Annotated in this window: 20 protein-coding genes and 1 tRNA gene; 17 read left to right on the top strand and 4 right to left on the bottom strand. The window is 58.1% G+C overall.

Translation table 11 applies throughout. The features are described 5' to 3' along the window. Positions 1-3: 3 nt before the first annotated feature. The gene (locus Z947_RS0102930; protein ID WP_025042817.1) at positions 4-1224 is read left to right on the top strand and encodes a glycosyltransferase family protein; all 1221 of its coding nucleotides are present in this window, start codon (positions 4-6) and stop codon (positions 1222-1224) included. A 3-nt stretch (positions 1225-1227) separates the two neighbouring features. Here the strand turns inward: Z947_RS0102930 and Z947_RS0102925 are convergent, their stop codons facing one another. Next, positions 1228-2976, bottom strand: a complete 1749-nt coding sequence (locus tag Z947_RS0102925) for a sugar phosphorylase (RefSeq protein WP_025042816.1) — start codon at positions 2974-2976, stop codon at positions 1228-1230. Positions 2977-3458: 482 nt separating this feature from the next. Between Z947_RS0102925 and Z947_RS0102915 the strand changes: the two genes are divergently transcribed. Genes Z947_RS0102915 through lhpI form a run of 6 tightly spaced genes read left to right on the top strand, consistent with a single transcriptional unit; the run spans position 3459 to position 8787 of the window. Continuing rightward, a complete protein-coding gene (locus Z947_RS0102915; RefSeq protein ID WP_025042815.1) occupies positions 3459-4448 on the top strand; it encodes a TRAP transporter substrate-binding protein in 990 nt (329 codons plus the stop codon). After that, positions 4445-4819 (top strand): cupin domain-containing protein, encoded by a 375-nt coding sequence (locus tag Z947_RS0102910; protein ID WP_211100844.1) that lies wholly within the window; start codon positions 4445-4447, stop codon positions 4817-4819. Before Z947_RS0102915 ends, Z947_RS0102910 begins: the two co-directional genes overlap by 4 nt. Next, positions 4816-5289 carry a TRAP transporter small permease gene (locus tag Z947_RS0102905; RefSeq protein ID WP_025042813.1) on the top strand — a complete coding sequence of 158 codons (474 nt, stop codon included), beginning with the start codon at positions 4816-4818 and terminating at the stop codon, positions 5287-5289. The genes Z947_RS0102910 and Z947_RS0102905 overlap by 4 nt, the downstream gene beginning before the upstream one ends. Beyond that, the gene (locus Z947_RS0102900) at positions 5286-6569 is read left to right on the top strand and encodes a TRAP transporter large permease (RefSeq protein WP_025042812.1); all 1284 of its coding nucleotides are present in this window, start codon (positions 5286-5288) and stop codon (positions 6567-6569) included. Before Z947_RS0102905 ends, Z947_RS0102900 begins: the two co-directional genes overlap by 4 nt. A 29-nt stretch (positions 6570-6598) precedes the next feature. Next, positions 6599-7843, top strand: coding sequence for a Zn-dependent hydrolase (locus Z947_RS0102895; RefSeq protein ID WP_025042811.1), 1245 nt, complete (start codon positions 6599-6601; stop codon positions 7841-7843). Further along, positions 7840-8787, top strand: a complete 948-nt coding sequence (gene lhpI / locus Z947_RS0102890) for a bifunctional Delta(1)-pyrroline-2-carboxylate/Delta(1)-piperideine-2-carboxylate reductase (protein ID WP_025042810.1) — start codon at positions 7840-7842, stop codon at positions 8785-8787. The genes Z947_RS0102895 and lhpI overlap by 4 nt, the downstream gene beginning before the upstream one ends. Here the strand turns inward: lhpI and Z947_RS0102885 are convergent. Then, positions 8769-9701 carry a LysR family transcriptional regulator gene (locus Z947_RS0102885; RefSeq protein WP_025042809.1) on the bottom strand — a complete coding sequence of 311 codons (933 nt, stop codon included), beginning with the start codon at positions 9699-9701 and terminating at the stop codon, positions 8769-8771. The genes lhpI and Z947_RS0102885 overlap by 19 nt on opposite strands. A gap of 167 nt (positions 9702-9868) precedes the next feature. Here Z947_RS0102885 and Z947_RS0102880 point away from each other — a divergent pair, with 167 nt between their 5' ends. The 7 genes from Z947_RS0102880 to Z947_RS0102850 all read left to right on the top strand — a co-directional run bounded on the left by Z947_RS0102880 (position 9869) and on the right by Z947_RS0102850 (position 16302). Next, positions 9869-10213: a RidA family protein gene (locus tag Z947_RS0102880; protein WP_025042808.1), complete on the top strand. Its 345-nt coding sequence runs from the start codon at positions 9869-9871 to the stop codon at positions 10211-10213. Positions 10214-10319: 106 nt separating this feature from the next. Beyond that, entirely contained in the window at positions 10320-10934 is a 615-nt protein-coding gene (locus Z947_RS0102875) for an RraA family protein (RefSeq protein ID WP_025042807.1), read from the top strand. Between the two features lie 54 nt (positions 10935-10988). Continuing rightward, the gene (locus Z947_RS0102870; protein WP_025042806.1) at positions 10989-12521 is read left to right on the top strand and encodes an ABC transporter substrate-binding protein; all 1533 of its coding nucleotides are present in this window, start codon (positions 10989-10991) and stop codon (positions 12519-12521) included. Positions 12522-12591: 70 nt separating this feature from the next. Beyond that, positions 12592-13512: an ABC transporter permease gene (locus tag Z947_RS0102865; protein WP_025042805.1), complete on the top strand. Its 921-nt coding sequence runs from the start codon at positions 12592-12594 to the stop codon at positions 13510-13512. Next, a complete protein-coding gene (locus Z947_RS0102860) occupies positions 13512-14384 on the top strand; it encodes an ABC transporter permease (RefSeq protein WP_025042804.1) in 873 nt (290 codons plus the stop codon). The genes Z947_RS0102865 and Z947_RS0102860 overlap by 1 nt, the downstream gene beginning before the upstream one ends. Before the next feature lie 5 nt (positions 14385-14389). Next, positions 14390-15364, top strand: coding sequence for an ABC transporter ATP-binding protein (locus Z947_RS0102855; RefSeq protein ID WP_037939096.1), 975 nt, complete (start codon positions 14390-14392; stop codon positions 15362-15364). Continuing rightward, on the top strand, positions 15361-16302 hold the full coding sequence (locus Z947_RS0102850; RefSeq protein WP_025042802.1) for an oligopeptide/dipeptide ABC transporter ATP-binding protein: 942 nt from the start codon (positions 15361-15363) through the stop codon (positions 16300-16302). The genes Z947_RS0102855 and Z947_RS0102850 overlap by 4 nt, the downstream gene beginning before the upstream one ends. A 152-nt stretch (positions 16303-16454) precedes the next feature. On the opposite strand, the gene Z947_RS22520 is transcribed toward Z947_RS0102850, so the two are convergent. Next, positions 16455-16703, bottom strand: a complete 249-nt coding sequence (locus Z947_RS22520; RefSeq protein ID WP_420804492.1) for a DUF6538 domain-containing protein — start codon at positions 16701-16703, stop codon at positions 16455-16457. A gap of 53 nt (positions 16704-16756) precedes the next feature. Beyond that, a tRNA-Leu gene (locus Z947_RS0102845) sits at positions 16757-16842 on the bottom strand. A gap of 170 nt (positions 16843-17012) precedes the next feature. Between Z947_RS0102845 and Z947_RS0102840 the strand changes: the two genes are divergently transcribed. From Z947_RS0102840 to Z947_RS0102830, 3 genes are all read left to right on the top strand, one after another. After that, a complete protein-coding gene (locus Z947_RS0102840; RefSeq protein ID WP_025042801.1) occupies positions 17013-17999 on the top strand; it encodes a complex I NDUFA9 subunit family protein in 987 nt (328 codons plus the stop codon). Beyond that, positions 17999-18805, top strand: a complete 807-nt coding sequence (locus tag Z947_RS0102835; protein ID WP_025042800.1) for an undecaprenyl-diphosphate phosphatase — start codon at positions 17999-18001, stop codon at positions 18803-18805. The genes Z947_RS0102840 and Z947_RS0102835 overlap by 1 nt, the downstream gene beginning before the upstream one ends. Before the next feature lie 156 nt (positions 18806-18961). Beyond that, entirely contained in the window at positions 18962-20395 is a 1434-nt protein-coding gene (locus tag Z947_RS0102830) for an NAD(P)-dependent oxidoreductase (protein ID WP_025042799.1), read from the top strand. Positions 20396-20455 lie beyond the last annotated feature (60 nt).

Below are 20455 nucleotides of genomic sequence, written 5' to 3'. Positions count from 1 at the left end.
CCGATGGCTGATTTTCATCAAAACGGAAATATCACAACGCTTCATAACCTGCGCACGCGCTCGGTTGCGGAAATGACGTCCGACCTCGAAAGCTTTGCCCAGACGCGCAAAATGTCGCTGGTTTTGCCGTGTTTGTATTCGGAACTGGAGACGGACGCGATGCCGCGGATATTGGACGAGCTGTCCAAGGTCCCCTATCTCCACCGCATTATCATCGGTTTGGATCGCGCTGACGAGGCGCAGTATCGCCACGCCAAAGAATTCTTCAAAGGGTTGAACCAGAACCATATTGTGATCTGGAACGACAGTCCAAGGATGCTGGCGCTTGGTGAAAAGCTTGTCGCGATGGGGTTGGCACCGTCGGAACCTGGCAAGGGCAAGAACGTCTGGACATCGATCGGCTATCTCATCAGTTGTCAGGACAGCGCGGTCATGGCGATACATGATTGCGATATCCTGACCTATACGAACGAGATGTTGGCGCGGTTGGTTTATCCTGTTGCGAACGTGAATTTTCCTTATCAATTGGCCAAAGGGTATTACGCGCGCGTTGGGCAGGACCGCTTGAACGGTCGCGTGTCGCGCCTGCTTGTCAGCCCGTTGCTGATTGCGCTGAAGAAGGTGATGGGCGACCGCGATTACATCGATTATTTGCGTAGCTTCCGCTACCCTCTGTCCGGCGAATTCGCGATGCGCACAACAATGTTGCCTGATTTGCGGATCCCTTCGGATTGGGGTCTTGAAATTGGAATCCTGTCCGAGGCTTGGCGCAATCTGGCACCGCAAGCGGTCTGTCAGGTCGAAATCGCGGACCAATACGACCACAAGCATCAAGTGCTAAGTGAGGATGACGCAAATGCCGGCCTTAGCCGTATGTCGACCGACATTTGCAAGGCGATCTTTCGCAAGCTTGCCGCGGATGGCACTGTCTTTACACCGAATGTTTTCCGGACGCTCAAAGCGACCTACTATCGCTGCGCGCTTGATGTGATGGAAGCATATTACAACGATGCCAAGATGAACGGCCTCAGCATCGACCGTCACAAGGAAGAACGCGCCATCGAACTGTTTGCAGAAAACATCATGCGCGCCGGGCAGTTCTTTCTGGATAACCCGCATGAGACCCCTTTCATCACCACATGGAACCGCGTCCATTCGGCAGAGCCGGATTTTCTTGAAGAACTGCACGCCGCCGCAGCTGCGGACGAAGCCGAGTATGTCTAGCGCTTAGGTCCTGTTCGAAATCCACATGCATTGATAGGGGGCGACCGTCAGTTCGTCGGCGGTTGCGTCAATCGGGGCACCGCTTAGCAAATCCACCCATTCTTGATCTTCGATCAAGTTGAGCGCGGCTGCGGGAACGGACACATCGGCGTCACTGACGTTGTGGAGTGCGAAAATGGACTGATGGCGATCTAGACTTTGGCGCCAGATCCCGAACACGCGTTCATCCCCCATGTTGACGGTGAACTGCGTGGCATTGGGGTGAAATGCCGCCTGTTTTTGCCGGATTCTCAGACGCGCGGAAAGATCCGCGAGCACGCGCGCATTGGGTGTAGTTGGATCGGCTAACAAGGCCCGCAGGCTGGGATAATCCCAGCGATGCCGGTTGATGGCACGGTTCATGCCGCGATGCACGACGCCGTCGTGATCATTGGCCGTTGCCAGCATCGCGTGGATGTAAAACGCGGGAATACCCTCAAGCGACATCACGATGGTTTGCGAACAGATAAACCGTGCGTGTTGGTGCGTATCCGGCCCCGCAAAGGTACGCGACATCGCATCATAAAAGGTTGTGTTCAGCTCGTATGGGCTTTCGCTGCCGTCAGGCATTGTGCGCATCGATACCAACCCGCCAATGTCGCGTACCGTGTCAATCACCGCCTGTTTCTCGTCGTCCGGCAATATTCCCTCGGCGGGGCGCATACCGATGCCATCGTGGCTTGCCGTGAAATTAAGATAGGCGCATCCCATTGGTGCGGGCGGCATGCCACGTTGCCACTGGCGCAAGTACCGCGCGTTCCCGGACATCATTGCGTGCAGGATCAATGGGGGTAAAGGAAAGTTGTAGATGGCGTGGGCCTCGTCGCCTAACCCGAAATAGCTTAGGTTTTCGGCCTTTGGCACATTGGTTTCCGTCAGCAGGATCACCTTCTCCGTGGCAAAATCGCACAGCAGCCGCATCAATTTGATCACCGCATGGGTTTGCGGCAGATGAATTGAAGAAGTGCCGATTTCCTTCCACAAGAAGGCCACAGCATCCAGCCGGATGATTTGTACCCCGTTGTCGATATGCAGGCGAATGATGCGCAAGAATTCCAACAGGACTTCGGGATTGCGAAAATCCAGATCAACCTGGTCATGGCTGAAGGTACACCAGACATGACGCGGCCCGTTGCTAGTTTCGACTTCGCGCAGCAAGGGCGTGGTGCGCGGTCGGACGACATCACGCAGATCATCGTCGGGGGACGCTTCGAAGAAGAATTTGTCGTAGGGCGCTTGGCCCTGCCGGTAGGCGTTGAACCAGTTGCTTTGGCTGGACACATGGTTGAGCACGAGATCAGACATCAGCGTGAACTCTTGGGCAATCCGGTTGATGTCCGGCCAATCCCCGAGTTGCGGATTTACGCTGCGAAAGTCGGACACGGCAAATCCATCATCAGATGTATAGGGAAAGAACGGCAGGATATGCACCGCGTTCAGGGAGTCTTTCAGATAGCGGTCCAGAAAATCGGACAGCAAATCCAGCGGTTTATGGGCACCATCGGTGATCGAGTTCCCATAGGTAATCAGCATGGCATCTTTCTGCGACCAAAGTGAATTCCCTCGGCGGCGTCCGCGTTGACGTCTGGGTTTGCCATCGGGCCAGAACGCTTCCAGAACCATGCTGGACAGAATTGCGCTGTCAACGTTCGGGTAAATCTGCCCGAGGAGCATCGCCAGTTTAGGACCAATCGAATGCGCGGGGTCTGTCATGAAGGTCTAACTCACAGTTATGGGCGGCCTTCCCGTTGTTACCACGCGAAGACCTGCTTCGCGAGATTGCGCCAAGCATGATGCTGTTCAAACCGAAACCTTTCATGCCATTGCGAAAATCGGGCAATATGTCACCGCCGTTGCCAATTAATTAGGCATGATTTCTATGAGGTTCGTTTAGCGGGCCTGCCAAAATACAGTCGTAATCTGATTGTTCATCGCAAATCGGTTGAAGAGCCCGTATTCCCTACACGTGCGTCGGGAAAGACGTCACGGTGGCGCAGTTTTGTAGGATCTCAATGAATTTGAGTGCTTATTGGGCAGATCAAATCGCGCGTCGCAATGTTACGCGCGGTTCACACTGCGCAAGCGCGCCCAAGCATTCAAAATAGCTTTTCCAACCATAGCTCCAGCCTATTTGCGCGGACTCCACGATCCGTATTTCTTCTGCGGCAAATAACGCTCAACAGGAGAGACCAAAAATGAAATCCCCAATCACGCTAATCAAAGGCGGCCTGCTCGCGGCCAGCCTTGCGGCTTTCGCACCGGTTGCCGCATTGGCCGCCGACGTGTCGATCCGCCTTGGCCACGTCCTGCCCGAAAGCCACAGCTGGCACAAAGCCGCCACCGGTTTCGCAGAAGAGGTCAACAGCCGCACCGAAGGCCGCGTCGCCATTGAAGTTTTCCCGTCCGGGCAGCTTGGCAGCGAAAAAGAAGTGATCGAGGGTCTGCAATTCGGGTCGGTACAGGCCGGTCTGATCGGTTCGGGGTCGTTCCAAGGTATCGAACCACGCATGGGCATTATTGAAATGCCCTACGCTTGGGGCGCACGGGATCAGGCCTTTGCCGCACTCGACGGCGATCTGGGTGTCGCGCTGGCCGATATGCTCGACGGCAAGGGCATCAAAGTCCTGGGCTGGTGGGAAAACGGTTTCCGCAACATCACCAACAATGTCCGCCCCGTTGAGAAGCCCGAAGACCTCGCCGGTCTGAAAATCCGTGTCACGCCAGACAAGGTGCGGCTGGCCACATTCGAGGGTCTGGGTGCAGAACCTGCGCCACTGTCTTTCGGCGAGCTGTACTCCGCACTGCAACAAGGTCTGTTTGATGCGCAGGAAAACCCACTTGCGATCATCTATTCTGCGTCTTTCTTCGAAGTACAGAAATACGTTTCGCTCTCCGAACACATCTGGGGTGCCGCAACACTGACCATGTCGAAATCAGTCTGGGACAAGATTTCGGCCGAAGATCAGGCCATCGTTATGGAAGCCGCCACCTCTTGGGGTCTGAAACAGCGCGACATGGTTGCCGCCGCCAATGACGAATTGATCGCCAATCTGGAAGCAAAAGGCATGCAGTTCAACGAGGTCGACAAGGCCGCCTTTATCGAAGCGGTCGATCCGATTTGGGAAAGCCAGAAGGACGTCTATGGCGAAGAGCTTCTGACCATCCTGAACACCTACCGCAAATGACGCTGCGCCCTGAAATAACAGAAGTTGCATCGGTGGAGCCGGTGCAACTTTATGACTTCACACAGAAAGTGTTGTTTTCCCCTGCTGCGCGCGGCGAAGGCTTTATCAAACTTTCCGTGACCACCGGCAAAAAGGGCGCGAAATCCACCGCCCACAGCCATCCCCGCGACGAGGTGACCCTGACGCTGAAAGGCGAAGCGATCCTGCGCGCGGCGGGCGAGGAATACCACATGACCGAAGGCACCGCCGTGCGGCTGCCCCCCGGTCTGGACCACACGGTAGAGGTGATTTCGGAGGAGTGGGTGGTTGTCGCGGCTTATTGCGACGAATGCATGCTCTGTCGCGGACCAGAAGGATTTCTTAAACCATGACACTTGGGAACGGGTCGCTGCGCGCGGCCATTATTATCGACCGCGCGGCGCGCTGGGTTGGTGCAGCGTTGGTTGCGGGGTTCGCGGCGATAGTCGTGTATGTCGTTATCTCGCGCTACCTGTTCTCTTCGACGCCCCGCTGGGCCGAGGAATTGCCACGCATGGCGCTCGTTTGGTTGACCTTTGTGGGTGCGATTTCGGGCTTTGTGCGTGGCTCGCACTTCCGCGCGGGGCTGCTTGATTTGGTGACGATGCCCGCGCCCTTGCGCCGGAGTCTTGGTGTTCTGGCATGGCTGGCGAGTTTTGTTTTCCTTGCGGTGTTCATCTGGACCGGTTGGAAGCTGACCCAGATCACATGGTCGCATCAGACCACAGCGCTTTCGCTGCCTGTCGGGCTTTTCTATCTCTCCCTCCCCGTTTGCTGCGGATTTGCGCTGCTGGGTCTTATCCTGAAAGGGGGCCGCACATGAGTCTCGCGCTTGCCTTGCTTCTTGTGGTCTTTGTGGCGCTGGTGCTGCTTGATGCGCCCATCGCCGTGGCGCTGGGCCTGTCTTCGATGTTTTACCTGCTGATCGCAGATGCCGCGCCGATGATGGTTGTGGCGCAGCGCGCCGTTGCGGGCATCAACAGCTTTACACTGCTGGCGATTCCGCTGTTTCTGCTGGCGGGTCTGCTTATGGTCCACGGTGGTCTTGCCCCCCGCATCATTGCGCTGTGTTCGGCGTTGATCGGGCGGCGCACCGGCGGGTTGGCGATGGTGATGATCATCGCCTGTATGATGTTTGGCTCGCTCTCGGGGTCTGGTGTGGCAGATGTGGTGGCCATCGGCACGATGATGCTGCCCGCGATGAAGGATCAGGGCTATGCCCCCGGATTTTCGGCCTCTGCCTTGGGGTGTGCGGGATCGCTTGGCACCGTCATCCCACCGTCAATCGTTCTGATTGTTTACGGCACCGCCACCAATAGTTCGATTGGACAACTTTTCATCGCCTCAATCCTGCCCGGTATCCTGCTCGGCCTTGGCCTTATGCTGGTTGCTTGGTGGATTTCCCGTCGCCACGGCTGGCAAGGGGGTGAGCCATTCTCTTGGGAAGAACTCGGCCGTGCCGCAAAAGGGTCGATCCTTGCTATGCTGGCACCGATCATCATCGTGGGTGGTATTCGCCTTGGTATCTTCACCCCAACCGAAGCCGCCGGGATCGGCGTTGCCTATGCGCTGTTCATCGGGGTGTTCGTCTATCGTGCGCTGACGCTATCCACTTTAATGCGGTTGCTGCGAGAGACGACGGAGATGACTGGCGTGATCCTGCTTGTCATCGCTTCAGCCTCGGTCTTTGGCTGGATCCTTGCCGCCGAACAAGTGCCGCAGATGGCGGTCAACGGCATCACACAAGCAACTGAAAGTGCGACCGTGGCGCTGTTGATGATGATGGCGGTTCTGTTGATCCTTGGCACCTTCATGGAAAGCATCGCGATCATCCTGATCCTTGCGCCGGTGTTCCTGCCGATCCTCGGCTACTACGACATCGATCCGGTTTACTTCGGCATCCTGCTGACCATCAATCTGGCCATTGGCGCCAACACACCTCCCTTGGGCATCGACCTTATGGCCGCCTGTCGGGTTGGTGAAATCCCGCTCAGCGCGTCGTTCAAATACCTGATCCCCTTTCTTGGCGTGATGGTCGGCGTGCTGCTGCTTCTCGTCCTCTTCCCCGCACTGATTACCGAACTTCCGGGCATTTTGTTTTGATCCCGGCCATCGAAAGAAAGAAGGTTTCCATGTCGATTACCCCCGATACCCGTGTCGATCTTGACCGCTTCTGGTCCACCATCGAAGCCTCTGGCGAGATTGGCAAAGGCCGTCCCGGCGGGCTGTCACGCCTGACGCTTGGCGATGCCGACCGCGACATGCGCGATCTGTTCCGGTCGTGGTGCGAAGAGGCTGGATTAAGCGTCGAAGTGGATGCCGCCGGCAATATCTTTGGTCGCCGCGACGGCACGGACAACGACCTGCCGCCGATCTTGATCGGTAGTCACCTTGATACCCAGATCAACGGCGGACGTTTTGACGGGATTGCCGGCGTTCTGGCCGGACTGGAAGTGATCCGCAGCCTGAACGATGCGGGCCACGTCACAAAACGCCCCATCGTGGTGGTTGACTGGACCAATGAGGAAGGCGCGCGGTTCTCCCCGCCGATGGTCGCCTCCGGCTGTTTCGTTGGTAAATATGACATCGACTGGGTGCATGACCTGATCGGCGATGATGGCGCGCGCTTCGGTGATGAGCTGGAGCGGATCGGTTACAACGGCGAACGTGCCTGCAAAGCGGGCGAGATCGACGCCTATTACGAGTTGCATATCGAACAAGGGCCGATCCTTGACGCCGAGAACCGGCAGGTTGGCATCGTCACCGGCGGCTATCCGGTGCGCGGGATGCGGGCGTCGTTCAAAGGCCAGACCTCGCACACCGGGCCAACGCCGATGGATTTGCGCAAGAACGCGCTGGCCGCCGGCGCGCGCTGGCTGACCGCTGTGGATGACATCGGCTGGGATTTCGCGGTGCATGATGGCAAGGCAACTGCCGCGCGACTGACCGCTTGGCCCAACAAACCGGGGATCCTGTCCGACACTGCCGAAGCCGTCTGTGACGTGCGCCACCCCGACCCGATCACGACCCGGGCCATGGCGGAAAAGATGCGCCGGGCGCTGTTTGAATCTGCTGCACGTTGTGGCTGTGAGGCGCAGATCGAGGATGAATGGGAATGGGGCGGCGACATCTTTGATCACGAGATGATCGACGGCATTCGCGACGAGGCGGTGCGCATGGGCTTCAACTGGCTCGATATCGAAAGCCAAGCGGGCCATGACGCCTATTTCCTTGCCACCCATTGCCCGACCGCGATGATCTTTGCACCTTGCGAAAACGGCATTACGCACAACAACGAAGAAAACTGCACGCCAAAGGATTTCGTCGCAGGGCTTAATATTCTGCTGCATGCCGTCGTCAAACGTGCGGACCGATGAGCACATTGATCGGGCACGAAGCGCTGGAAACCGCGCTGGATTGGTCTGGTCTGATCGGTCAATTGCGCGACTGGTATCGCGGCAACGCAGTACAGGCACCTGACCGACAGGTTCTGACAATTGAACAGCCGGACGGGAGCAAAGCATCGCTTTTGATCATGCCCGCGTGGGTCCCCGGTGAAAGTATTGGCGTCAAGGTGGTCACCTTTTTTCCGGACAATGCCGCCAAGGGCCGCCCGACGATCAATGCGGGCTACCTGCTGTTTGATGGCGAGACGGGTCAGATGCAGGCGGCGCTGGATGGAGATACGCTGACCGCGCGGCGCACCGCAGCGGCGTCGGCACTGGCGGCAGATATTCTGGCGCGCAAGGATGCACGCAATTTACTGATCGTCGGCACGGGGCAATTGTCCCTTGCCGTCGCGGCGGCGCATTGTGCGGTGCGGTCGTACACTTCGGTTTCGATCTGGGGGCGCAGCGGGGATAAAGCAGCGGCTGTTGCCGCAGATCTTAGGGAACAAGGCCTGCCTGCTCAGACAGTGACCGACCTCGAAGCAGCGTGCCGCGCAGCGGATGTGATTAGCACGGTCACGGCCTCAACAAGGCCCGTCATCCATGGCGACTGGCTCAAACCCGGCAGCCACCTAGATCTGATTGGTGCATTCAAGGGCGACATGCGCGAAAGCGACGATCAGACGATCATGCAGGCCGAGGTTTTCGTCGATCTGCGGGCAGGGGCGTCGCTCGCGGGGGACCTTGCCCAACCGCTGGAGGCGGGGCGGATTTCACCTGATCACATCCGCGCCGATCTGGCTGAATTGTGTCAGGGCACGCATTCCGGCCGCAGCGATGATAGTGCCCGCACCGTGTTCAAATCTGCCGGCATGGCGCTACAGGATCTGGCCGCAGCCAATATGGCGCGCGTTCACACCATATCGGGGTAAATCGCCAGAAGCTCCTGCGCGATATCTACGAAATTCTGTTCCGAGGGAGATAGTTTCTCTCTCGGGGCGTGAACCAGATACACATCGGCGCCAATCGTTTCATCTGTGATCTTGATCGGCCACAGATCGCCGCGCCTGATGTCGTCCTGCGCGGTCATCAACGGCAGGATGCCAATTCCCATGCCGGCTACGATCATTCTTCGGACTTCTTCGATGTTGGTACTCAAACCATTGATGCGGTTGCCCAGCCTCGTGCCTTCGCGCAAGACCGACATCGGTTCCAGTCCCATCCCTTCAGTGGCGCAGGCAAAGCTGATGAAGGGCTCGCGCTGAAGATCGCGAAGCGCGACGCTTTCCTGTCCGAACAGCGGATGCTCGGCGCCGCAGAATACGTAAAACTCCTCGCGGAACAGGCGTATCGAGGGCAGGTTCACCATTGGCTTGGCCAACAGGCAGAATCCGATCGTGCCCCGACCTTGCTGGATCGAGCGCACGATCGCTTGACTGTTCTGGACCTCGCTTTGAAAGACCACGGATGGATGTCGCTGATGATAGAGGCGCAGCAACTCGTCCAGCATAGGTGATACCAGATTGCTGATGATCTGATACCGGACCTGCCCGCGTTCCTCTTCTTCGGCACCGCGAACCAGAAGGTTGATCCGCTCGGCGCTGTGAAAAATGTCGCGGCATTCCTGAAAAATCTTGTCGCCGCGCGTTGTCAGTTCGAAGTGGCGGCTATCGCGAAAGACCAGCTGGCAACCGAGTTGTGCTTCGAGCTTTTGCAGTGCGTTGCTGACCGAGGGCTGGCTCAGGCCAAGCCGTTTGGCGGCCTTGGTGATGCTTTCCTCCTTTGCAATCATGTAAAACATGCGCAGCAGGTTCCAGTTCAGATCGGATTGCGGCAGAGCGTTCATTCGAATGATTCGTTTCTTGTTTGGGTCTGGTCAGAGTGCCCTATCTTTCATCATCAATCATATAGTCAATACGAATACATCATATCGACGGTGGCTATGGTGCCCATCTGTGCGCCTGCGGTGCGGTCGGCTAAGATTGCCACTCATTTCATCAGGAAGCAAAAAACATGACCATCACCCGTTTGCACCCCGGCCCTCGCATGAGCCAAGCCGTCGTTCACAATAACACCGTTTACCTTGCCGGTCAGGTTGGCACCGCCGGTGCCGATGTCGCGACCCAGACCCAAGATTGTCTGGATGCCATCGACCGCCTGCTGGCAGAGACAGGCAGCGATAAATCCAAACTGTTGCAGGTCGTTATCTGGCTTGCCGACATGGCCGATTTTCAAGAAATGAACGCTGTCTACGATGCGTGGATCGACCCTGCCAACCCGGCAGCGCGCGCGTGTGGTGAGGCGAAGTTGGCGACGCCGGATTACAAGGTGGAATTCATCGTGACCGCGGCGATCTGACCGCCGCTTTCGACCCGGAGGTTATGGTAAGTATAACCTCCGGCTATTTGACCCTGCCGCTGTCCCGCCGCCATCCTTTCCTACAAATCAGGCGGCAGGACAGTGCATGACATCTCAAATCGACCTTTCAGACATCGAAACAGCAACGCTGGGGCATTTTCTTGAATCGGGCTTCATGTCACCTGCGTTGCAGGGCCTTTTGCCCGGTCGAACTGTCTTTGGCCCCGCCCTGACCGTGCGTATGCTCGGCGATGATGGCGCAATGCTGACCGAGGCATTGTCCGCCGCAAAACCCGGACAGGTTATCGTCATCGACCGTTGCGGCGATCTGCGCCATGCCTGTTGGGGTGCGGTCACGACCGCAGCTGCCAAGGCGCGCGGGGTCGTAGGCGCGGTGATCGACGGCTTTGTCACCGACCGCTCCGCGATAGAACAGGCAGACTTTCCAGTCTGGTGCCGCGGCCGGTCACCGATCACGACCAAGTCGCGCGGGCTTGGCGGCGACTTTAATGTGACCGTGGGATGTGGCGGCGTCTCGGTCCGGCCCGGCGATATCATTCTGGCCGACGAAAACGGGGTTGCTGTACTGGATAAAGATCAGGCCGCAACACACGCCGCCCGCGCCCGAAAAATGCAGCAGGACGAGATAACAATCCTCGAACGACTGCGTGCTGGCGAGACACTTGCCGAAATAACGCGGGGCGCAAAGCAGCCCGCATAGAACCGGAAAACCGGCGCACCACATCTTCCCTTCACTCAACTGACAGAGAGATCCATGACACAGAAATTCTCCTTAAAAGGCCTCACTTCATTGGCTGTCCTTGCTGCCAGCACTGCGCTGACACTGGGTACACCGGCCCTTGCCGACAAGGCGTCTAACACGCTTAATGTTGCTTTCGCCGCAGAGCCGGAGCCGCTTGATACCTACAAGATCGCCGGTCGTCAGGGCCTGATCCTTGCACGGCACATCTATGACGGGTTGCTTTACAAGAACCTCGACACGGGCGAGATCGTACCGGCGCTGGCGGAATCCTGGGACTTCACCGGCCCGCTGACGATGGAGTTCAATCTCCGCCAAGGCGTCAAGTTCCACAACGGTGCCGACTTTACCGCCGATGACGTAGTTGAAACGCTCAACACCGTGATCACCGCTGAATATGGCACCCGCTATTCGATTTCGGTCGACTGGATCGACAGCGTCGAAAAGCTGGACGATTACAAAGTCCGCATCAACATGTCCAAGCCCTTTGCCGGTGCGGTCGAGATGCTGGCCGATGCGCTGCCGATCTATCCGCACGCCTTCTTTGCAGAAAACGGGTCCGCCGGTATGGCTGCAACCCCTATCGGCACTGGCCCTTACAAGCTGGTCAGTCAGGAGCCGGGCATCCGTTACGAAATGGAGCGCTTTGAGGATCACTATGAGGGCAGCCCCAAATCCGGCGCGACCATCGACAAGATTTCCGTTCGCACCATTCCCGAAATGAACACACAATACGCCGAGCTGATGTCCGGTTCGCTGGATTGGATCTGGCGTATTCCTCCGGATCAGTCATCGCGCCTTGAAGGTCGCGTTCAGATCATCAGCGCGCCGATCATGCGCATCGGTTATGTTGGTTTCGCCCCCGAGGCGATGGCCGGTGACACACCGATTGCGGACAAACGCGTGCGTCAGGCGCTGATCCACGCCACCAACCGCGGCGCGATTGTCGACGCATTTGCAGGCGGTGCTTCCGAGGTTCTCAACACGCCGTGCAACCCGGCGCAATTTGGCTGTGAGCAGGATGTTACGGCCTATGAATATGACCCCGAAAAAGCCAAGGCTTTGCTGGCCGAAGCCGGGTACGAGGATGGTTTCAAGATGGAAATGGTGTTTGCCGCCATGCCCCGTCCGACTGCCGAAGCTGTGGCTGCCGATCTCGCCAATGTCGGCGTGACTTTGGAGCTGAACGAGCAGCAGTATTCCTCGGGTATCGGCAAGTGGCGCGCCAAAGAGCTTCCGGCGTTCTTCTCCAACTGGGGCAGCTATGGTATCGGTGACACCGCATTTATCCTGTCGAATTTCTTTGGCGGCGGTGCGGATGACCTTGTGCAGGACGCCGACCTGGCAACCTGGCTGACCGAAGCAGACACGGCATCAGACCGTGACGTGCGCGCCGAGAACTACTCCAAGGCTGTCAAGAAGATTGCCGAGGAAGCCTATTGGATGCCAATGTACAACTTTAACGTCAATTATGGCCTGTCCAATGACCTGAACTTCACTCCACATCCGGATGAGTTCGCCCGTTGGTGGGGTGCCAGCTGGAAGTAAGCTGACCCTGTCAACATAACGGGCCGGACGGTCCTCTCCCTGCTGTCCGGCCCCCACAACGGAAAGACCTATGCTCTCTTTCATCTCTAAACGTTTGCTCGTGGCGTTCTTGGTCTGTCTGACCGTGTCGGCGCTGAGCTTTGGTCTGATGTTCGTGTCCGGCGACCCTGCGATTGCCATCGCGGGCGCTGGTGGCCGCGCCGAGGATGCCGAAGCAATCCGCGTGGCCTATGGTTTTGACCGGCCCTTGGTTGTTCAATACCTCGACTGGATCGGCAGCGCTTTGACCGGAGATCTGGGGCAGAGCATTTATTTTAATGTGCCGGTGACAGAGATCATCGGCAACCGTGCCGGCGTCACGCTGACGCTCGGCTTCATCTCATTCCTTGTTGCCTTGGTGATCGCGGTGCCCTTGGGCGTTGCGGCGGCGCTGAGGCCGAACGGCTGGATCGACCGCCTTGCGCTGGTGATCGCCGTTTCTGGGCAGGCAATCCCGAGCTTCTGGTTGGGCTTGATGGCCATTGTGGTCTTTGGTGTGTGGTACGGCTGGGTTCCTATTTCCGGCGCGGACACATGGCAGGGCTACATCCTGCCTGTGATCGTGCTGAGCTATTACGCCATCCCCGAACTCATGCGTATCACGCGCTCGGGCATGATCGACGTGCTGGCCACGGACTATGTCCGTGCGGCCAAGGCCAAGGGCTTGCCGATGCATTTGGTGATTTCACGCCATGCTTTGCGCAACGCGGTACTGCCGCTTGTATCTTTGGCAGCGGTTCAATTGGGGCAGTTGCTGTCCGGCTCCATCGTGATCGAAAGCGTCTTCGCGCTGAACGGGCTGGGACGACTGGCGTGGGAATCCCTGCTGCGCAGTGACCTGCCGGTGGTGCAGGCGATCATCCTGATCCTGTCGCTGCTTTACGTGGTGCTTACCACGCTGGCCGATATTCTGAACGCGGTGCTGGATCCGCGCCTGCGGGGGAGCTCCTGATGTCCGAGGTCAATATCGAAACCGCACGCCCGTCTGTCTGGCGCAAGATGCGCGGCAATACCGGCGCGCTGATCGGGGGCACGCTTTTGGCAGTGATCATCCTGATCGCTCTGCTCGCGCCGCTGCTGGCCCCGCATGACCCGATTGCGCAGGACCTAAGCCGCCGATTGTTACCACCTTTCTGGCATGATCGTTCGGTGCCCGAACATCTTCTTGGAACCGATCACCTCGGCCGTGATTACCTCTCTCGTATGATTTACGGGGCGCGGGTGTCACTGGGTGTCGGGCTTGGGGTGATCCTTGTCTCCGGCACCATCGGTATCACGCTCGGCCTGATTGCGGGCTATTTCGGCGGCTGGATCGATATGGTCATCAGTTTTGCAATCACAACACGGCTGTCATTGCCCATCGTGCTGGTCGCACTGGCGGCCGTGGCGCTGGGCGGCGCTTCGCTGACCACGTTGATTACGGTTTTGGGGCTGCTTTTATGGGACCGGTTCGCCGTCGTCACGCGCGCTGCCGCTCAAAGCCTGCGACATCAGGAATTCATCATGGGCTTGCAGGCCATCGGAGCCAGTCGGACGCGCATCCTGTTTCTCGAAATTTTGCCAAACATGCGCGCTACGATCCTCGTGGTCGTTTCGCTGGAGGTTGCAAACGTGATCCTGCTGGAGGCGGCATTGTCCTTCCTCGGGCTGGGGGTGCGTCCGCCAACGCCAAGCTGGGGGCTGATGATTTCCGAAGGCCGCGACAATATTCTCTTTGATCCCTGGCTGATCGCGCTGCCCGGATCGGCGCTCTGCTTGCTGGTACTGGCGGTCAACCTTTTTGGCGACGGCATGCGCGATATAACGGGGCCTGCACGAAAATGACCGAAATGATGCTTGATATTCGCAACCTGAAGGTGTCGATCCCCACGGACCGAGGCATGTTGAACGCGGTTCGGGGTGTCGATTTACAGATCGCAAAGGGAGAGACACTTTGCCTTGTTGGCGAGTCGGGCTGCGGCAAATCGCTGACGGCGACCTCGATCATGGGACTGCTGCCGCGCTACGCCAAGGTGACAAGTGACCGTTTCGAAATGGCGGGGCAGGACCTGACCACCAAAACCGATGCCAAGTTGGCAAAGCTGCGTGGTCGGGATGTGGCGATGATTTTTCAGGACCCGACCAGCGCACTTAACCCGACGCTTACCATCGGACGACAACTGACCGAAGGCGTCATGCGCCACGAAAAGTTGAGCCGGAACGAGGCCGACGCCCGCGCTATTGAAATGCTCGATCGCGTGGGAATCGCCAATCCGGAAGCACGCTTGACGCAATATCCACACGGGTTTTCCGGTGGGCAACGCCAGCGCATTATGATCGCCTCGGCACTCATGGGGCGGCCCAAACTTTTGATAGCGGACGAGCCGACGACCGCGCTGGATGTGACTATTCAGGCCCAGATCCTGACGCTTCTGGGCCAGTTGCAGGCCGATCTTGGCCTGTCTCTGTTGCTGATTACCCATGATCTGGGTGTGGTTGCGGCCATCGCGAACGATGTTGCGGTGATGTACGCCGGACGCATCGCTGAACGCGCGCCCGTTGCAGGTCTGTTTGCTGCGCCGGGCCACCCTTACACGCAGGGGTTGCTCGCTGCGATCCCGGTCCCGGGCGTCACCCCGCGTGGCAGCGAATTGCCTGCCATTCCGGGGCGTGTCCCCGGGCTGATTGGCACGCTGCAGGGCTGTGCCTTCCGCGATCGCTGCGCCCTTGCCGGACCAGAGTGCGCCAAGGACCCTGTGCCGCGCATCGACGCTGGTCCCGGCCATTTCGTTGAATGCTACAAGGCAGCGGAGGTGGCGGCATGAGCCCGATGATCCGTATGTCCAATATCCACAAGACCTACCGCCTGCGCCGTGGCATGTTCGCCCCGACCGAAGAATTGATGGCCGTGAACGACCTATCGCTTGAGGTGGCCGAAGGGGAAACGCTTGGCCTTGTCGGTGAATCCGGTTGCGGCAAAAGCACAGCAGTCAGCATCATGCTGGGCTTGTTGCAACCCGATCACGGTGAGGTCGAGATCGCGGGACAGAAGATCGGCACAATGCCTGTGGCCGACCGTGTGCGGTTGATCCAGCCAGTGTTTCAGAACCCCAATGCCTCGCTTAATCCGGTCAAACGTATCCAGACTTTGGTCGGTCAGCCGTTGCGCTTGCATGGCGGCGCCAATGTCGATGCAGAGGTCAAACGCATGCTTGATCTGGTGGGGCTACCCTCGCGGTTAGCCGATGCCTATCCCGGCGAGCTTTCCGGCGGGCAAAGGCAGCGGGTCGCCATCGCGCGCGCGCTTATCCTCGGGCCACGCGTTTTGATTTGTGACGAGCCGACTTCCGCGCTTGATGTTTCGGTGCAGGCGCAAATCATCAACCTGTTGCTATCGCTTAAGAAAGAGCTTGGCCTTACAATGGTGTTTGTGAGCCATAACCTTGCCGTGGTTGAGCATCTGGCGGATCACGTGGCTGTCATGTACCTCGGACAGAAGATCGAGGAAGCCGCGACCGATGCGCTCTTTGCGGATGCCGGTCACCCCTATACCCGCGCCCTCCTTGCCGCGACCTTGCTGCCGGACCCACAAGCGGGCCTGCCCGAACAAAAACTGGGCGCAGCGGCGGCGGACCCCTTTGCGACGCACCAGGGCTGTTTCTTCGCGCCACGCTGTCCGGATATGAGGCAAAGCTGTGTTGAAGACCCGCAAAAGCTTCGGAAGTTACGCGAAACCATGGTTAGATGCGAAAGGGCAGTGTGACATTTGGACAATTTCGGGTTCATCGGCATTCTGCCCGACGCGCAATAATATCCGCTTCCCTACACAAGCGTAGGCGTTCGCGTGAACTCTCGCACCATCCCTTTTGATTTCAACGGGATATGAAACCTTTGCGCTGTTGGACGTCCGTCGACTCAGCACATCGTTCTTCGCGAGAAACTACAGAGCAAGCGTTGAAGTCGGCGCCGCCGTCCGACACGGCCCGTCCGCCGTGACAGGTCCCGATTAGCCCTAGCGCAAGCAACTGACGCCGATCCGGTCCTTGAAGAGTACGATATTCGGCTCGAAGAGTAGTGTCTTCTTAGATCTGCTGGAACCCTTCTTGCGAAGTAAAAGATGTCGTCCTTGCGGAAGGTATATGGTGCTGATTTGCCCCCCGACATCTGCGACGCTTTTCTGAAAAGCCGATATAAATCAGTATGCTGTTCCGGAAAAGTGGTGCCCAGGAGAGGACTCGAACCTCCACACCGTTGCCAGTACTAGCACCTGAAGCTAGCGCGTCTACCATTCCGCCACCTGGGCAGGTCACGTGAGGGCTCACTAAGGCCAGCCTTCGCGGGTGTCAATCGCAATTTAGGCAAAAAACATAGGTTCTTGCGTGCCGACGGTCCTTGGTCGTCCAATTGTTGCTTGTCGCAAGCGGAACGGAGCGGTACATCACCCGTAGTCAATGCGCAGGCAGGAGCATCACCATGTCCAAGCTGGTTACAATTTACGGCGGGTCCGGTTTCGTCGGACGCTACATTACACAACGTATGGCACGGGCCGGATGGCGTGTGCGGGTGGCCGTGCGCAATCCGAACGAAGCGCTGTTTGTCAAACCCTACGGCGTGGTTGGACAGGTTGAGCCGATCCTATGCAATATCCGCGATGACGCCTCTGTGCGTGCGGCGCTGACGGGGGCGGATGCGGTTGTGAACTGCGTCGGTATTCTGGTCGAAAGCGGCAAAAACAAATTCGGCGCGGTACAGGCCGAAGGTGCCGAGCGGGTTGCGCGGCTGGCTGCTGAACAGGGCGTGAAGCGCATGGTGCATATCTCTGCCATTGGTGCCGATGCCGAGTCGGAAAGCGATTACGCGGCAAGTAAGGGCGCTGGCGAGGCGGGCGTTCTGGAACACATGCCGGGTGCCGTGATCCTGCGGCCCTCAATTGTGTTCGGCCCCGAAGATGATTTTTTCAACCGTTTTGCGGGTATGTCACGCCTGAGCCCTGTTTTGCCTATCGCAGGCGGGGACGTGCGGATGCAGCCAGTTTACGTCGGTGATGTTGCCGAAGCGGCAGAGATGGGTGTCACCGGTAAGGCGGCTGGCGGCATCTATGAGTTGGGCGGTCCAGAGGTCGACAGCCTGCGCGGGTTGATGCAGCGGATGCTGGGTGTTGTGCATCGCCGGCGTCTGGTTTTGAACCTGCCGACATGGATTGCGGGCATCATGGCCTGGGGCTTTGATATGGTGCAGGCTGTGACGGGCGGACTGGTTTCCAACGGGGTGTTGACCCGTGACCAGCTCAAGAACCTGACCAAGGATAACGTGGTGAGACAAGACGCCAAGGGGCTTGCCGAGCTTGGCATTACGCCGGTGGCCATGGAAGCAGTATTGCCTGACTACTTGTGGCGGTTCCGGCCGTCCGGCCAATATGACGCGATCAAGGATTCTGCGCAGAACCTGCGCAACAGCTGATGGATCAGTCGACCACGCTGGTCGCGGCCTTTCTGGGGCTGCTTGAGGGATTGACCGAGTTTATTCCGGTATCGTCAACGGGTCATTTGCTGTTGGCTGGTCACTTCCTTGGCTTTGAAAGCGCGGGGCGCGCGTTTGAGGTGGTGATCCAGCTGGGTGCGGTTCTGGCGATTCTATCGATTTATGCGACGCGGCTGTGGGCGGTGTTTTCTACAGCACCCCATGACCCCGCCTCACGGCGGTTTATCCTATCGGTGCTGGTGGCCTTTATGCCTGCGGTGGTGATTGGTGTGCTGGCGCATGATTTCATCAAGACCGTGCTGTTTGAAACGCCGGTTTTGATCGCGGTGATGTTGATTGTCGGTGGCGTCATCCTGCTGTTGGTGGAGCGCGTTGCGCCAGAGACAAAGCATGACGATGCAATGGATTTCCCCTTATCGATGGCCTTGAAAATCGGCGTTATTCAGTGCCTTGCGATGATCCCGGGTACATCGCGATCGGGGTCGACGATTGTCGGGGCATTGATGTTGGGCGCCAGCAAGCGCGCGGCGGCGGAGTTTTCGTTTTTCCTGTCGATGCCGACAATGGCCGGTGCGTTTGCCTATGACCTCTATAAGAATCGCGATGTGCTGGACGCCAATGCGATGGGGGAGATTGCGGTTGGATTCGTCTTTGCCTTTATCGCGGCGGTTTTGGTTGTGAAGTGGCTGTTGGGCTATGTCAGCAAGCATGGATACGCCTTGTTCGGGTGGTGGCGGATCATTGTTGGCGGTGTTGCTTTGGCTGCTTTGATGGCTGGCTATTGACAGTAGGTCCGGTTCGGACCCATTTTCCAAACCAATCTGATAGATTTGGCGGGGCAACCGGAAAAATCTCACATATAGGTCAGCACTGCTGACTTTTATTCCTTTTCGACCTGTAGTATCCGGTGCTTCTGGCAGGTGACACGTAAGGAATAGACCATGGCAAAGCAGCCGATGTTGAAATTTGTAAGTCTTGAGCGGGACATGCCGGAAAAGCGTCCCCCTGATTTACGTCGCACGGATTTCAACGAGATTTACGCAGAGTACGCGGATGCCAAAGCCAAGGAGCAATCCAGCCGGTGCAGCCAGTGTGGCGTGCCGTACTGCCAAAGCCATTGCCCGCTGCACAACAACATCCCTGACTGGCTGCGCCTGACCGCCGAAGGGCGGTTGGAAGAGGCCTATGAAGTGTCCCAAGCGACCAATACGTTCCCCGAGATTTGTGGCCGCATCTGCCCGCAGGATCGCCTGTGCGAAGGCAACTGTGTTATCGAATCCTCAGGTCATGGCACTGTGACTATCGGTTCTGTCGAGAAATACATCACCGATACCGCGTGGGAAAAAGGGTGGGTGAAGCCGATCAAGCCGCATGCGGAACGCACAGAATCGGTTGGCATTATTGGCGCAGGCCCCGGTGGCCTGGCGGCGGCAGATGTGCTGCGCCGGCAGGGCGTGCAGGTCACGGTGTACGACACCTATGACCGCGCGGGCGGCTTGCTGACTTATGGTATCCCCGGTTTCAAGCTGGAGAAAGATATCGTGATGCGCCGCAATGAACAGCTTGAGGCTAGCGGCGTGACGTTCAAGTTGAATTGCACCGTCGGCAAGGACATCAGCTTTGCCGATATTCGCAAGGCGCATGATGCGGTGATCATTGCCACAGGTGTTTATAAAACAAGGGAAATTCAGGCCCCCGGCGTGGGTGGTGTGGGCCTTGAGCGGGCGATTGATTTTCTGACCGCAAGCAACCGCAAAAGTTTTGGTGATGCGGTTGAAGAATTTGATTCCGGTCGTCTGGATGCCAAGGGCAAGCGGGTGGTTGTGATCGGCGGTGGTGACACGGCGATGGACTGTGTGCGCACGTCGATCCGTCAGGGTGCCGAGAGCGTGAAGTGCCTGTATCGTCGGGACCGCGCCAACATGCCGGGCAGCCAGCGCGAAGTGGCCAATGCCGAAGAAGAGGGCGTGCAGTTTGAATGGCTGACCGCGCCCAAAGGCTTTGTCGGGGATCCGGTTACAGGTGTGATGGTGCAAAAGATGCGTCTGGGCGCACCGGATGCGACAGGCCGTCAGGCACCAGAGGTGATAGAGGGTGCGGATTATGTCGAAGACGCCGATCTGGTGATCATGGCGCTTGGTTTTGAACCGGAAGATTTGCCGACGCTTTGGAACGAGCCCGAGTTGCCGGTAACACGCTGGGGCACGATCAAAACCGAATATGTCACGGGCGCCACAGAGATGGACGGCGTTTATGCGGTAGGAGACATCGTGCGCGGTGCGTCGCTGGTGGTTTGGGCGATCAAGGACGGGCGCGATTGCGCCGAAGCGATCCTTGAGCGGTTGAACGGTGTGGCGGATATCGCAGCGGAGTAAGGGGGGGCACCCCCCGTGCACCGGGTGTACACCCCCTGTGCACCGCCGCAGCGCAGCAAA

Origin of the sequence: Sulfitobacter geojensis (assembly GCF_000622325.1) — a bacterium.
In the GTDB taxonomy this organism is placed as follows: Bacteria; Pseudomonadota; Alphaproteobacteria; order Rhodobacterales; family Rhodobacteraceae; genus Sulfitobacter; species Sulfitobacter geojensis.
This window is presented reverse-complemented; position numbering and strand designations above follow the sequence as displayed.